Source organism: Aeromonas sp. L_1B5_3, assembly GCF_963866575.1.
GTDB lineage: Bacteria > Pseudomonadota > Gammaproteobacteria > Enterobacterales > Aeromonadaceae > Aeromonas > Aeromonas jandaei.
Genome location: NZ_CAWMDN010000152.1, coordinates 1 through 12992 on the forward strand (window position 1 = coordinate 1; position 12992 = coordinate 12992).

At 60.5% G+C, this 12992-nt stretch carries 13 protein-coding genes; 7 read left to right on the forward strand and 6 right to left on the reverse strand.

Features of this window, described 5'->3' with window-relative positions; all coding sequences use genetic code 11:
- Nucleotides 1-34: 34 nt before the first annotated feature.
- Nucleotides 35-667, reverse strand: coding sequence for a LysE family translocator (locus AACR93_RS19860; protein ID WP_043851753.1), 633 nt, complete (start codon nt 665-667; stop codon nt 35-37).
- A gap of 219 nt (nt 668-886) precedes the next feature.
- On the opposite strand from AACR93_RS19860, the gene AACR93_RS19865 reads away from it, so the two are divergent.
- From AACR93_RS19865 to AACR93_RS19875, 3 genes are all read left to right on the forward strand, one after another.
- On the forward strand, nt 887-2509 hold the full coding sequence (locus AACR93_RS19865; RefSeq protein ID WP_043851754.1) for a methyl-accepting chemotaxis protein: 1623 nt from the start codon (nt 887-889) through the stop codon (nt 2507-2509).
- A gap of 330 nt (nt 2510-2839) precedes the next feature.
- The gene (locus AACR93_RS19870) at nt 2840-3370 is read left to right on the forward strand and encodes a DUF1523 family protein (RefSeq protein WP_041208367.1); all 531 of its coding nucleotides are present in this window, start codon (nt 2840-2842) and stop codon (nt 3368-3370) included.
- Complete coding sequence (locus AACR93_RS19875) at nt 3367-3663, forward strand: winged helix-turn-helix domain-containing protein (protein WP_043851755.1); 297 nt, start codon at nt 3367-3369, stop codon at nt 3661-3663. The genes AACR93_RS19870 and AACR93_RS19875 overlap by 4 nt, the downstream gene beginning before the upstream one ends.
- Nucleotides 3664-3749: 86 nt before the next feature.
- Here AACR93_RS19875 and AACR93_RS19880 read toward each other — a convergent pair whose 3' ends face one another.
- Together AACR93_RS19880 and rihA are read right to left on the reverse strand one after the other, a co-directional pair.
- The gene (locus AACR93_RS19880) at nt 3750-4220 is read right to left on the reverse strand and encodes a hypothetical protein (RefSeq protein WP_033113507.1); all 471 of its coding nucleotides are present in this window, start codon (nt 4218-4220) and stop codon (nt 3750-3752) included.
- Between the two features lie 34 nt (nt 4221-4254).
- Nucleotides 4255-5190, reverse strand: a complete 936-nt coding sequence (gene rihA / locus AACR93_RS19885; RefSeq protein WP_043851756.1) for a pyrimidine-specific ribonucleoside hydrolase RihA — start codon at nt 5188-5190, stop codon at nt 4255-4257.
- Between the two features lie 239 nt (nt 5191-5429).
- On the opposite strand from rihA, the gene AACR93_RS19890 reads away from it, so the two are divergent.
- Entirely contained in the window at nt 5430-6125 is a 696-nt protein-coding gene (locus tag AACR93_RS19890; protein WP_156153026.1) for an RluA family pseudouridine synthase, read from the forward strand.
- Between the two features lie 140 nt (nt 6126-6265).
- On the opposite strand, the gene udp is transcribed toward AACR93_RS19890, so the two are convergent.
- The gene (gene udp / locus AACR93_RS19895) at nt 6266-7021 is read right to left on the reverse strand and encodes a uridine phosphorylase (protein WP_005337975.1); all 756 of its coding nucleotides are present in this window, start codon (nt 7019-7021) and stop codon (nt 6266-6268) included.
- 382 nt (nt 7022-7403) lie between these two features.
- On the opposite strand from udp, the gene yiaY reads away from it, so the two are divergent.
- From yiaY to AACR93_RS19910, 3 genes are all read left to right on the forward strand, one after another.
- Entirely contained in the window at nt 7404-8555 is a 1152-nt protein-coding gene (yiaY, locus tag AACR93_RS19900; RefSeq protein ID WP_043851758.1) for an L-threonine dehydrogenase, read from the forward strand.
- Between the two features lie 137 nt (nt 8556-8692).
- On the forward strand, nt 8693-9031 hold the full coding sequence (bamE, locus tag AACR93_RS19905; protein WP_033113504.1) for an outer membrane protein assembly factor BamE: 339 nt from the start codon (nt 8693-8695) through the stop codon (nt 9029-9031).
- A gap of 123 nt (nt 9032-9154) precedes the next feature.
- Nucleotides 9155-9784: an NAD(P)H-binding protein gene (locus AACR93_RS19910; protein WP_043851759.1), complete on the forward strand. Its 630-nt coding sequence runs from the start codon at nt 9155-9157 to the stop codon at nt 9782-9784.
- 132 nt (nt 9785-9916) lie between these two features.
- Here the strand turns inward: AACR93_RS19910 and AACR93_RS19915 are convergent, their stop codons facing one another.
- Together AACR93_RS19915 and AACR93_RS19920 are read right to left on the reverse strand one after the other, a co-directional pair.
- Nucleotides 9917-11611, reverse strand: a complete 1695-nt coding sequence (locus AACR93_RS19915; RefSeq protein WP_043851760.1) for a pyridoxal phosphate-dependent decarboxylase family protein — start codon at nt 11609-11611, stop codon at nt 9917-9919.
- Between the two features lie 186 nt (nt 11612-11797).
- Entirely contained in the window at nt 11798-12814 is a 1017-nt protein-coding gene (locus tag AACR93_RS19920) for a lipoate--protein ligase A (RefSeq protein ID WP_043851761.1), read from the reverse strand.
- Between the last annotated feature and the right edge of the window lie 178 nt (nt 12815-12992).

Consider the following 12992-nt stretch of genomic DNA (forward strand, 5'->3'; position numbering starts at 1 on the left):
GGCATTTTTTATGGGCGAGGGTCACTGACGGCGCTCAACCGAGCGCCAACCAGACCCCCACTCCCAGCATCAGGGTACCGGCGATGCGGTTCATCAGGGTGACGTTGCCGCTCTTGGCAAGGAAGTGGCGCAGGGTGCGGCCGCCGCTGGCGTAGAGCAGCAGGCAGGAGAATTCGATGACCAAAATCAGCGCCACCAGCGCGGTGATCTGCGGCACCATCGGTCGGCTGGCCGAGATAAAGGGGGGCAGCAGGGAGATCATGAAGGCCCACCCCTTGGGGTTGGCAATGGCGGTGACAAAGCCCTGCAGCGCCAGCCCCATGGGGCTGCTCTGCTGCCCGGCCGCGAGATCGGCCGGAATAGCCATCTTCCCCTTGGCCTGCCACATCTGGATGCCGAGCCAGATGAGATAGGCACCGCCCACATATTTGAAGGCGGCGAAGATAGCCGGATAGTTGAGCATGATGGCCGCCACCCCGATCACCGAGAGCACCGATACCAGCCCGACGCCAATCAGCTCCCCCCACATCATGTGCAGGGTGCGGCGCACGCCAAGGCTCATCCCCAGCGTCATCGCCAGAGTCATGCACATGCCCGGGGTGACGGAGACAAAGAAGAAGGTGGGGATAAAGAGCGCCAGAATGGCCGGATCAATCCAGCTGGACACGACAAACCTCCATGGCAAAACAGGGTAGCAAACGAGGATCAGGCAGCCGTAAACAGCGCCGGATTGTTATTTGAGCAAGCCTGTCATCTTGCCCATCCCGCGCTTTTCAGACAAGAAAAAACCTTTGCTTTCAGCATATTTCAGCAACAAAAGGCTGTGACACCCCCTGTCGCGGCTGTGTAAGATAGCGCCTCCTTCATTTTCGGGGTTACGTCTCATATGTCATTGAATAATCTATCAATAAGAATTCAGGTACTGATACCGCTGCTGCTGGCCAGTCTGCTGATGATGGTGATGATTGCCATCAGCAAACAGGGTCTGGACGAAGCCATTAGTGACATAGATGAGACGACCCAGAGCGTGGTGCGCAACAAGGACGACATTGCCAAACTGATCCACGCCACCTACCGGCTGCGCACCAGCGCCATCTACGGCCTCTACGACGCGGCCCAGTTTGCCGCCCTGCCCGCCAACCTCAACAGTGCCGAGCAGGAGATCACCACCATCCTCGGCCGTCTGGTGATCCCGGGCGCTGAGCAGGATAACCGTCAGGTGGCGGCTGCCCTGCAGGCCTACCTTGGCCACACCCGCAACAACATGCTGCCGCTGCTGACTCAAAAGCATCAGGGGGGTGGCGATGCCGCGGCGTATGAGGCCGCCCGCCTCCAGTTCCGCGAGCTGGGCGAACAGCTCATCAAAGAGATCGACACCATGTCGGCCCACATCAACCAGCTGACCCAGAGCGAGCTGGCACAGGAGCAGGCCCACTACCATGCCACCCTGCTGCGCACCCTGCTGCTCACGGCCGTCGCCCTGCTGGCGGCACTGCTGTGTGGCTGGTGGCTCTCCGGCCGCATCGTCAGCCCCATCGGCCAGCTGCAGAGCGTGATGCATGCCGTCGCGCAGGGTCGCTTCAACGTCCGCGCCAAGGTCGAGGGTGACAACGAGCTGGCCCAGCTGGCCAAGGATATCAACCTCACTCTGGGGCAGCTTGGCAGCACCATCGAAACCCTGACCGGCATCAGCAACAACGTCGCCTCCGCCGCCACCGAGCTGGCCGCGGTGATGACCCAGGCCGAAGCCAACGCCCAGCAGCAGCGCGGCGAGATTGAGCAGGTTGCCTCGGCGGTGACCGAGCTCTCCAGCACCGCCGACAACGTCAACCACAACGCCGCCGTGGCCGACGAGCTGGCCCGCGATGCCAACAGTCGGGTTGAGCAGGGGCTTGCCCTGTTTGGCGAGAGCATTGCCGCCAACAGCCGGATGGCAGGCAGTCTGGAAGATGCCGCCGCCATCGTCGCTCGCCTCAAGACCCAGTCCGAGCAGATCGGCAAGGTGATTGAAGTGATTCAGGGGATCTCCGAGCAGACCAACCTGCTGGCCCTCAACGCGGCCATCGAGGCGGCCCGTGCCGGCGAAACCGGGCGCGGTTTTGCCGTCGTCGCTGACGAGGTGCGGATGCTGGCGGCCCGAACCCAGGCCTCCACCAAGGAGATCCAGGCCATCATCGAGCAGTTGCAGAGCCAGTCCCAATCCGCCAATCAGGGGGTTCAGGAGACGCTGGAGATCCTCGAAAACAACCAGCGCCTCTCCGCGCAGGTACAGGATCTGCTGAGCGGTATCACGGGGGCGGTGCGCCAGATCAACGATGCCAACGCCCAGGTGGCCACCGCCGCCGAGGAGCAATCCTGCGTTACTGCCGACATCAACCGCAACATCACCAACATCCACGAGATCGTGAGCCAGAGCTCCGCCGGCATCAGCCAGAGCGCCAGCGCCAGCCACGAACTTTCGGAGCTGGCCGAGCAACAGCGCAAGCAGCTCTCTCACTTCCAGCTCTGATACGCTGCCGGGAAAGATAACAAGAGGCCGGCACAGGCCTCTGGATAGCAATAAAGCCCCTTATTTTATAAATAAGGGGCTTTATTTATTCGGCCACATATCTCTTCGCACACTCCCCTTACGCCTCCATACAGTGTCAATCAACACGTTTTTCCCCTCCTCCGGTAACCGTCCGAGCAACGCATTATGACAGGTTTAACCACGATGCGTGGTGCAGGAGGCAGTTGTTTTAAACGCCATTTTTTGGCAGTTGGTGCCATAAGGGGCTGGGCTGTGGGGGCAAATGTGAGTATGGTAGAGGCACGTCACTCCCCCTTACGTGAGACCATCATGAGCCTGAGATTCAAGAAACCCGCTTTTATCGCCCTGGGGCTCATTGCCCTCGTTTCCGCCACCTGGCTCGACTACTACCTGCCGGAGCACACCATCGCCACCATCACCGGGGTCGAGGTGAAACGCACCGACAAGGATGGCCCTATCAGCCAAAAGAACCCGGCTGACGGCCCCACTACCGATGTCTACTACATCTACACCGAGCGCCCCGGCGAGAAGATCCGGGTGTTCCGCAACGAGGATACCGAGTGGGGCTGGCCCTTCTACTTCAAGTTCAACGCCGCCGACGTGCAGGCCAAGGCCAAGTCGATGGAGTTTGAAAAACGGCTCGCCATCATTACCTCCTACGGCTGGCGCATCAACATGTTCTCCATGTTTCCCAACGTCACCAAGATTGAGAGCACCGAGCCTGACGCCTCCACCTGGAGCTTCTTCCGCTGGTTCTGGTTCGGCCTCTGGGCACTGGTGATGGGCAAAGCCGCCATCGCAACCTGGCGCTACTTCGATCGTCTTGAGGACGAGCTATGAGCGAGCCGAGCAAGACCCGCACCAGCTTCTACCGCCGCCTCTACGTGGCCTGGCTGATCAGCCAGGGCACGGATACGGTGCCGGCCATCATGGAGGCGACCGGCATGCCGCGCCGCACCGCGCAAGATACCCTGAGCGCGCTGGCCGAACTCGATATCAGCTGCGCCTTCGAGCAGACCGAGGGGGCTCGCCACCTGCAGGGGCACTACCGCATCAGCGACTGGGGCCCCATCAATCCGGCATGGATCAAGGCCCGGCTGCCTCTTATCAAGGAGACGCTGAGCTACCCCTGATCCGGGCACTGAGCAACAATAAAAAAGAGGGGCCAGCTGGCAAGGCTGGCCCCTCTTTTTTCAGGCCGATGGCGTGACAGGTCGCCCTACTCGGGCATGGCCGAATCCTCAAGCTCCCCGTCAGACTCGCCGCGGGTGCAGTCGATAATGGAGCGCTTGGGGTTGTTGGGATCACGCAAAAGCAGAGGGGCTGAGCCCTCGTTGTGCTTCTGCTCGTCGCTAAACTCGCTGCCGTAGGCGTTGTGGGTCAGCCGGCGGGCATTGGCGATGGGGGTATCGACAAAGAGGGCGTGCACTTCGAAGCTGGAGGCCGGCACGATAAAACCGACCACCGGCAAACCGTGCAGCTCCTCGTGCACCTTGTACCAGGCAAAGCCGTCGCTCACCTTGTAGGGGGTGTAGTTGTTGAGCTGCAGATTGGCCGGCCGCCCGGTCTCACCGTCGATGTAGAGATCGTTAAAATCACAGGTCGCCAACCCCTGCCACATCCGCTCGAATGGCGTCGCACAGCCTGTCAGTTGCAACCCGGCCAGCAGCGCCAACCCTGTCTTCCACATTCCCTGCCCCTTCTTGCAAAAAGTGAATCGGCGCTCAGCCAAAGGCCCGCAGCCGCTCGACCAGCAGATCGATAAAGCCTGCCCGATCCAGCCCCAGCAACACCAGCGCATTGGCTGGTTTGCCGGAGAGACCATAGCGGTCCACCACCGTCATCCCCACGGTATGCTCACCCCGGGTCTCGATATCGACCCGGCACTCCACGCCATGGAACAGGGCGGGATTGAGCAACCAGGCAATGGTACAGGGGTCGTGCAGCGGCGCGCCAGCAAATCCCCACTTGGGATCCCGATGGTAGATCATGAAAAAATCGAGCAGACCGGCCACACACTGGGCCACCGGATTGGTGATGGCACGCACCCGTTCGATATCCTCGTCCATCACCTGCGCCTCGTGGGTCACATCGAGGCCGCACATGGTGATGGGGATGCCCGACTTGAAGACCATATCGGCCGCTTCCGGGTCCACATAAATATTGAATTCCGCCGCTGGTGTCCAGTTGCCGGCCCCTGCGGCGCCCCCCATCAGCACGATGCGGGCGATCTTGCCCTTTAGCTCGGGGTGAGTCGCCAGCAGCAGGGCGATATTGGTGAGCGGGCCAGTCGGCACCAGGGTCACGGGCTCCGCGCTCTCGCGCAGACATTTGGCCATCAGCTCAATCCCCGTCATCCCCTGCGGTGCAAAGGCGGGATCCGGCAGTTTGGGGCCATCGAGACCCGATTCGCCATGGACGTTGTCGGCGATGATAAGCTCGCGGGCCAGCGGTTTCGGCGCCCCGGCCGCCACTGGAATATCGTCCCGTCCCAGCAAGGTGAGGATGCGCAGGGCATTGTTGAGGGTCTTGTCCGGGGTCTGGTTGCCCGCGCTGGTGGTGACCGCCAGCACCTTCAGTTCAGGACTGGCCAACGCCAGAATCAGGGCGATGGCGTCGTCGTGGCCGGGATCACAATCAAGAATAACGGGCAGTGCCATGGAGAGACTCCTTACAACATCAAAGGGAGCCCTACCTTAGCAAGCTCGCAACGGCTGAACTCGGGAGGGGGTCACAAAACGGTTCCTGATTTTTTTCAATCAGTTACCTTCGCGCTGTCACAGCCGGCCAGCGGCAGGCCGCAACGAGGGGATAGTGTGGCGAGCGTATCCGCTACGCCGATTCGCGCCTTACCCGCCACTTGGGTATGATGACCCCCCGTTTTCTGCCCGTGCACCCTATGTCCGTTATCGTCGACACCTTTATCGCCCCGCCCTGCAGTGCCGCCATCGAGATCCTGTTCGAAGATGAACACCTGCTGCTCATCAACAAGCCGAGCGGCCTGCTGAGCCTATCGGGCAAGAATCCGCAGAACCTCGACTCGGTGCATTATCGACTGGTGCAGGATTACCCCGGCTGCACCCTGGTGCACCGCCTCGATTTTGGCACTTCAGGCATCATGGTGGTGGCCAGAAACAGGGCCATCAATGCCCTGCTCTGCCAGCAGTTCAGCCAGCGGACGGTGAGCAAGGCCTATAGCGCCCTGCTGTGCGGTCATCTGGCTAACGACGAAGGGGTTATCGACGCCCCCATCGCCAAGGATCCGGCCATTTTCCCGCTGATGAAGATCTGCGCCACCAGCGGCAAACCCGCCCGCTCCCGCTATCAGGTGCTTGAACGGCTGGAGCAGCAGATGCAGGGACAAACCGTGCCTTTGACCCGGGTACGACTGCTGCCGGAGACCGGCCGCACCCATCAGCTGCGCATCCACAGCCAGCTGCTGGGCCACCCCATTCTCGGCTGCGATCTCTATGGTGGCCTGCTGCCACCCGGCTGCGAACAGGCGCCGCGGCTGATGCTGCATGCCAGCGAGCTGGATTTTGCTCATCCGGTGAGCGGCGAGCCGATGCAGATCCGCTGTGCAGCGCCGTTTTAGAGGCAATGGGGAGAGACAACCAGCGCGAGTGCGACGGGAGCAGTGGAAGGCGTGACGGGAGAGGAAAAGCGGTAAACGGCGGATAAAGATAGGGGCCGCGCTTTCGCAACGGCCCCCACCCCCCACTCTTTGTGGTGCTATCAGATCAGCTTGCGGGCAGCGCCCAGTACGATCTTGATGGCATCAGATTCGGTCTTCGCCATGGTCTCGGCGTTCGGGATCTCTTGCTGGGTACGGTTGACGATAACGCCAGCCACCATACCGGCACGCAGACCCTGGCTGGAGCACATGGTCAGCAGGGTTGCAGACTCCATCTCATAGTTCAGCACGCCCATGGCTTGCCACTCTTTCATGGAACCCTGGAAACGGCTCACTACGCGGCCGGATACGGTGTCGTAACGCTCCTGACCCGGGTAGAAGGTGTCGGAGGAGGCAGTCACACCGATGTGCAGCTTGGAGCCCATCTCTTTGGCGGTGTTGACCAGCGCGGTGGTGCAGTCGAAGTCGGCAACAGCCGGGAACTCCATCGGTGCAAAGTGCAGGCTGGCACCGTCGAGGCGCACGGAGCCGGTGGTCACGATCACGTCACCCACGTTCAGGTGCGGCTGGATGGCGCCGGTGGTGCCGATGCGCAGGAAGGTGCGGATACCCAGCTGGGCCAGCTCTTCTACTGCGATGGAGGTGGACGGGCCACCGATACCGGTAGAGCAGATGATCACGGCCTTGCCGTCCATCTCGCCACGCCAGGTAGTGAATTCACGATGGCTGGCTAGGTGTACCGGGTTATCCAACAGCTCTGCGATACGCTTCACACGCTCGGGGTCACCGGGGACGATCGCCAGGGTGGCGCCTTGCAGATCCGCTTTCTTCAAACCCAAGTGAAATACATCAGACATATTGGACTCCTGGTTGCCCCCTGCCAGCATGGTCAGGACGCAAATTAAGATGATTCTTTATGATACTTTCAAGCCTTTACCCCCCTCTTCGGGGAGGCGCCAACTATGGTCGAAAGCGCTTTCCAATTCCTTGAAGCGCCTCACACTTCCACGCATTGACAACATCGAAGAGCAGGCAAAACGTTTTCTAACCTGATGAATTAATTGAAAAACGTTTTTCAGGAAATCGGGATGTAACAGGGAAAGTCAAGCCCGGTTCAACGCTTAATTAATGTCCCGTGATCGCCCCCGTAAAGTTGCAAAACAGATGCTTTTGTATCCCCCGCAAGATGGTAACGTGGCAGCCAATTACCACTTAATGGCTAACTATAGGGAGTCCATCATGGCTACATTCAAGTTCTATATTCCTGCAATCAACCTGATGGGTGCCGGCTGCCTGCAAGAGGCTGCCGCCGATATCAAGGGTTACGGCTATCGCAAGGCGCTGATCGTCACCGACAAAATTCTCAACCAGATCGGCGTGGTCGCCAAGCTCACCACCCTGCTGGCTGAACATGGCATTGAAAGCGCAGTTTTCGATGAGACCAAACCCAACCCCACCACCAGCAACGTCGAAGCGGGTCTGGCGATGATCAAGACCAACGGCTGCGACTGCGTCATCTCGCTGGGTGGCGGTTCGCCCCACGACTGTGCCAAGGGCATCGCGCTGGTGGCAGCCAACGGTGGCAACATCAAGGATTACGAAGGGGTGGATCGCTCCGCCAAGCCGCAACTGCCGCTTATCGCCATCAACACCACTGCCGGTACCGCCTCCGAGATGACCCGCTTCTGCATCATCACCGACGAAGCGCGCCACGTGAAAATGGCCATCATCGACAAGCACGTTACCCCGCTGATGTCGGTCAACGATCCCGAGCTGATGCTGGCCAAGCCGGCCGGTCTCACCGCCGCCACCGGCATGGATGCCCTGACCCACGCCATCGAAGCCTATGTCTCCACCATCGCCACCCCGGTGACCGATGCCAGCGCCGTGATGGCCATCGAGCTGATCGCCAAGCACCTGCGCACCGCCGTCAACCATGGTGATGATCTGCATGCCCGCGAGCAGATGGCCTATGCCCAGTTCCTGGCCGGCATGGCATTCAACAACGCAAGCCTGGGCTATGTGCACGCCATGGCCCACCAGCTGGGCGGTTTCTATGACCTGCCCCACGGTGTCTGCAACGCCGTGCTGCTGCCCCACGTTCAGGCGTTCAACGCCCAGGTGAGCGCGGCTCGTCTGAAGGATGTGGCCCGCTACATGGGGGTTGACGTGAGCGCCATGAGCGACGAGCAGGGCGCTGCCGCTGCCATTGCCGCCATCAAGCAGCTGGCGCTGGATGTGAAGATCCCGGCCGGTCTGGAGCAGCTCGGCGTCAAGGCTGATGACTTCGATACCCTGGCCAGCAACGCCCTGAAAGATGCCTGCGGCTTCACCAACCCGAAACAGGCGAGCCACGAAGAGATCGTCGCCATCTTCCGCGCCGCCATGTAACGGCCGCCGGATTGCCAAAAAGGGTCGCAGTGCGGCCCTTTTTATTGGCTGATGGATCAATGGCTTTTTACTTCCGTGGAGGGAGTCGGTATGATTTGCCGAGCCAAAAAAGACTGTATGGATGATCTGAACTCGTTATGCGGATGAAACACCTGATTGCCGCGGCCCTGACCGCCCTCACCCTCTCCGGTTGCAGCCTGGTCTATCGTATCGATATTCCCCAAGGCAACTATGTGGAACAAAAACAGGTCGACAAACTGCGCCAGGGGATGACCCGCGAGCAGGTCAGCTATGTACTGGGGACCCCCATGCTGCGTGACGGCTTTGACCCCAACACCTGGTACTACCTCTATGAATTCCAGCCAGGCCACGGTGACAAGGAGCGCAAAGAGCTCACCGTCACCTTCGCCAACGACAGGCTCACCACGGTAACGGGTGACTTCCCGCTGCCAGCGGCATTCCACACCCCGCTCTGATATCTCGCAAAACCGGCCTCGCGCCGGTTTTGTTTTATCCCCCGGCAAACAAGTGCAGATTGCAGAGTGCTGCCGTTTGCCCGATGCTGACACTTCCTACCGGAGCGACACAGGAAGAGAATCATGAGCCGGATCCTGATTGCCGGAGCCAGCGGCCTGATTGGCCGCGAGCTGATCAAACAGTTGCCCGCCGAACACGAGCTGACCCTGCTCTGTCGCAAGCCGGGCAAGGAGGCGCACCACTGGCTGCCGGTCGATTTTGATGATCTGGCCAGCGTCACCCTGCCCCGACCGGTGGATATCGCCTTCTGTGCCCTCGGCACCACCCGCAAGGAGGCGGGCTCTGCCGAGGCGTTTCGCCGGGTCGATCTCGACTATGTGGTCGCCTTTGCCGAACTGGCCCGCCGCCACGGTTGTCAGCGCCTTATCGTGGTCTCGAGCATGGGGGCCAGTGCATCGTCCCCGGCTCTCTATCCGCGAACCAAGGGGGAGATGGAGCAGGCCCTGCTGGCCCAATCCTGGCCACGGCTCGCCATCGTGCGTCCCGCCATGCTGCTCGGGGATCGCCAGCCACCGCGCCTCTCCGAGCAGATTTTTCAGACCATCTACCCGCTGTTTCGGCCACTGCAGGTGAGCAAACTCGCCCGCTGGCGCGCCATCGAGGCTCGTCAGGTGGCCCGCGCCATGATCGCCCTCTCGAAACTGCCCGCCGGGTGTGAGATTGTCGAGAACGAGCAACTGCTGGCCCTCTGAACTAGGCCTTCCCCACTGATTACGCACAGTGCTGCAAAAACAAAAGAGCAAGCCAATTGGCTTGCCCTTTGTTTATCTGTTGGCGAGGTTCCTAACCACCCTGGCCACTATCGGTGGTCAAGAAGAGTGCCCTCAACCGCGAATATGGTCGATAAAGGCGTCGATCTGCTCGCGGGTGCAGGCGGGGTTCATAAAGACAGCCTTCTCTCCGGCGATATAGGAGTACTTGCCGCGAACGTCATAGTCGGAGTGGGCCACCGCCTCCACCCAGTTGGTGTAGAGCCCCACCTTGCCGCGCCCCTTGAACAGGCTGCGGTGATAGTCGGTGTTGCGCTGCAGCCGCGCCTTGTAGGCAGGATCGCTGGAGCGGGCCAGCTCGAAGGCGAACTCGGCCTCCGGATCGCTCACCCACTCGGGGTTGTAGATCTTGAAGCCGACGCTCGGCCCCTGATTCTCCTGCGCCACCAGCTTGACGTTGCCGAGCTGGCTTAACCGGAAGCGGAAGTAGTTGGCATTTTGCAGGCAGTGGGCCAGCACGATGCGATACCCCTCGACCCCCATATAGTTGAGCGCCGCATAGGCACCGAACAGACCACTCGCGCCACGGGAGCACTCGATGGTGGATTGCAGGTGGGTCTGCCCCTGAATGTCCCGTTCGAAGTAGGAGAAGTTCTCCGGGTCATTCTCCATCGCCTTGAGGTCATCCTGCTCCTTGATCATCACCAGACTGGAGGTGTAGGGCACATAGCCCCACTTCTGAAAGTCGACGGTAAAGGAGTCGGCATATTTGAGCTCGGCAAAGCGCGCCACGTTGCGTTCGATCCCGGCCAGGGTCGCGGCATTGATGCCAAGCGGGTTGGCGGCAAAGTCGTAATCGAGGAAGAAGATCATCGACCAGCCGATGGCGGCATCGACGTGGATATGCGGTTTGACTGCCACTTCGAACTGCTCGCAGAGGCGATTGCGCAGCTCGAACACGGGTTTCACCTGATCCACCCCGAAGGTGTCGGTAGTGCCCATGGTGAGCATGATGGCGGGCACCACGTGTTTCAGGGCAAAACAGGCGGTCAGGGTGCGCTCGAGGTGGTCGAGATCGATGTCGTTGTTCTCACCGACCTGAATGCGGATGGTCTTGTTCTCGATGTCGACCCCAAGCAGGGAGAGGTTGGTGATGTTGGAGTAGTGACCGCCCTGGGAGTTGATGATGCGGTAATCCTGATAGTGGCCGAGCCCCTTGTGCTTGGCTTGTGGCAAGCTTTTACGAATGCCGAGCAGGTAGCCGTAGAGGTTACAGAAGGTCCCCCCCTGGGTGAAGATGCCGGTGGCGCGAGCCGGGTCGTAACCCGCCAGCAGCGCAATCTGGCGCACCACCTTCTTCTCCAGCTCCTCGGCCACTCCGGCATATTCGGAGTAAACCAGATTGGGGTTGGCCAGGATACCCATCTGGGCGCCATAGATGGCGGGATCCGCCGACATGGTGATGACGTTCTCGACGCTGGAGGGGTTCTCCCAATCCTTCGACAGCGCGGCGGCAAACAACAGCTCGGCCATCGGCTCGCCCGGAGTGCGCATGGTGGCGGGCACCGGCATGGTCTCGAAGAGATCGGCCAGGCGGGCGCGGCCATCGGGCCAGGCATTGAGCCGCGCATCCGGCGCCAGTCCACGGGCCCGAAACTCGTTGAGGGTGGCAAAGCCGGGCTCGCGGAACACCGGCCAGAGATCGGGATTACGTGAGAAAAAATTGGCTTTAACGCTGGCAAACCGGTTGGCAAACAGGGGGGAGACGGCGTTGACGCTTTGGTCTTGAAGATAAACTAAGTCACTCATTTTTATACCATTAGTACAGCAAATGTGCGGCCCTTATACTCCCGGGCCTGGCGCATCAACAGAGACAATAACTAATGGTCTGCCATACTTTTTGTTATGTTTTAGCCATGGCAAGGGGCAGAAAAAAGGCGCTTTTTATGCGCCTCTTTATATTTCGTGATCCCGATCACTTCAGCAGTTGTGCCTTCAGCGCAGCGCCGCCAGCAGCCAGTCGGCAAACTCGCTCAACGCCTCGCGACTGGCCGGGAACTCCCCCTGCCACCCTTGCAAACAGCTGGCGACCGCATCAGGGCGATAGGGACAACTCACCAGCAGTTGGGCCAGCCGATCGAAGGGTGCCGGATCCAGGGTGTCGCTGAAAATCTGCGCCCGCACTATGCTCCCCTTCTCCACGTCAAAGTGCAGCTCCACCCCGCCCCAGCCAAAGCGCTCTTCCAGCAGATGAGTGAAGGCGGGCGCGTGGCCAAAGTTCCACTCCCAGCTGCGCTGGCGGGCGAAGGTCTCGGCAAAACCGGGCAGATCGGGCATCTGCTCCGGGGAGATGTGCTCGGGCTGCACCCGCTCGCCATAGTGCTCAAAAAAGGCGGCAGCCAGCGCGTCGCTCACCTGATGGTGGTCAATCCCCGGCAGCAGTTCGCACAGATTGGCCACACGACCGCGCACCGAGCTGATCCCCTTGGCTGCCAGCTTCTTGGGGTCGGGGTTGAGGTAGTTGGCGAGCCGACCGAGATCGGCGTCCAGCAACAGGGTGCCGTGGTGAAACCCGCGAGCCAGGGTCTCCCTGTAAGCCGACCCCGATACCTTGCGCTCCCCGTCCGGAGTCGCCACCAGCAAGTCGTTGCGACCGGAGGCAAAGGCCTCAATCCCCAGTCGCTTGAGCCCGTCCAGCACGATGGCGGTGGAGACGCTCTTGTCATACTCCGGCTTGCCCGCCATGAAGGTGAAGCAGCTGTTGCCAAGGTCGTGAAATACGGCGCCACCACCGCTGCTGCGACGAGCCAGCGTCACCCCGTCCTCTTCCATCCGGCGGGTGTTGCACTCCTTCCACGGGTTCTGGGCACGGCCAATCACCACGGTATTGGCGTTGCGCCAAAGGAACAGCACCCGTTGACGGGGATCCATCTGGCGGAAGATGCACTCCTCGACGGCGAGGTTGAAGAGGGGGTCGTGAGAATCGGAGACAAGCAGACGCAAGCGGGACATGAAACAGCCTTATCCGGAACAGGGGGGAACATCATAACACCAGAGCTCGCCAACCGGGCGACGAGGCTGATTTAACCATCAACAAACAACCAGAATACATATTTCCCTCATGTGGAAAACATCGCAGAAGTATCGCGTGATATGACGACACAGGCTGACGCTTTCCCGACAAAAAGCG

What these genes read in the sequence shown, in the direction of transcription:
- AACR93_RS19865 (WP_043851754.1), top strand. Translation starts at nt 887, where the DNA reads ATGTCATTGAATAATCTATCAATAAGAATTCAGGTACTGATACCGCTG.
- AACR93_RS19870 (WP_041208367.1), top strand. Translation starts at nt 2,840, where the DNA reads ATGAGCCTGAGATTCAAGAAACCCGCTTTTATCGCCCTGGGGCTCATT.
- AACR93_RS19875 (WP_043851755.1), top strand. Translation starts at nt 3,367, where the DNA reads ATGAGCGAGCCGAGCAAGACCCGCACCAGCTTCTACCGCCGCCTCTAC.
- AACR93_RS19880 (WP_033113507.1), bottom strand. Translation starts at nt 4,220, where the DNA reads ATGTGGAAGACAGGGTTGGCGCTGCTGGCCGGGTTGCAACTGACAGGC.
- rihA (WP_043851756.1), bottom strand. Translation starts at nt 5,190, where the DNA reads ATGGCACTGCCCGTTATTCTTGATTGTGATCCCGGCCACGACGACGCC.
- AACR93_RS19890 (WP_156153026.1), top strand. Translation starts at nt 5,430, where the DNA reads ATGTCCGTTATCGTCGACACCTTTATCGCCCCGCCCTGCAGTGCCGCC.
- udp (WP_005337975.1), bottom strand. Translation starts at nt 7,021, where the DNA reads ATGTCTGATGTATTTCACTTGGGTTTGAAGAAAGCGGATCTGCAAGGC.
- yiaY (WP_043851758.1), top strand. Translation starts at nt 7,404, where the DNA reads ATGGCTACATTCAAGTTCTATATTCCTGCAATCAACCTGATGGGTGCC.
- bamE (WP_033113504.1), top strand. Translation starts at nt 8,693, where the DNA reads ATGCGGATGAAACACCTGATTGCCGCGGCCCTGACCGCCCTCACCCTC.
- AACR93_RS19910 (WP_043851759.1), top strand. Translation starts at nt 9,155, where the DNA reads ATGAGCCGGATCCTGATTGCCGGAGCCAGCGGCCTGATTGGCCGCGAG.
- AACR93_RS19915 (WP_043851760.1), bottom strand. Translation starts at nt 11,611, where the DNA reads ATGAGTGACTTAGTTTATCTTCAAGACCAAAGCGTCAACGCCGTCTCC.
- AACR93_RS19920 (WP_043851761.1), bottom strand. Translation starts at nt 12,814, where the DNA reads ATGTCCCGCTTGCGTCTGCTTGTCTCCGATTCTCACGACCCCCTCTTC.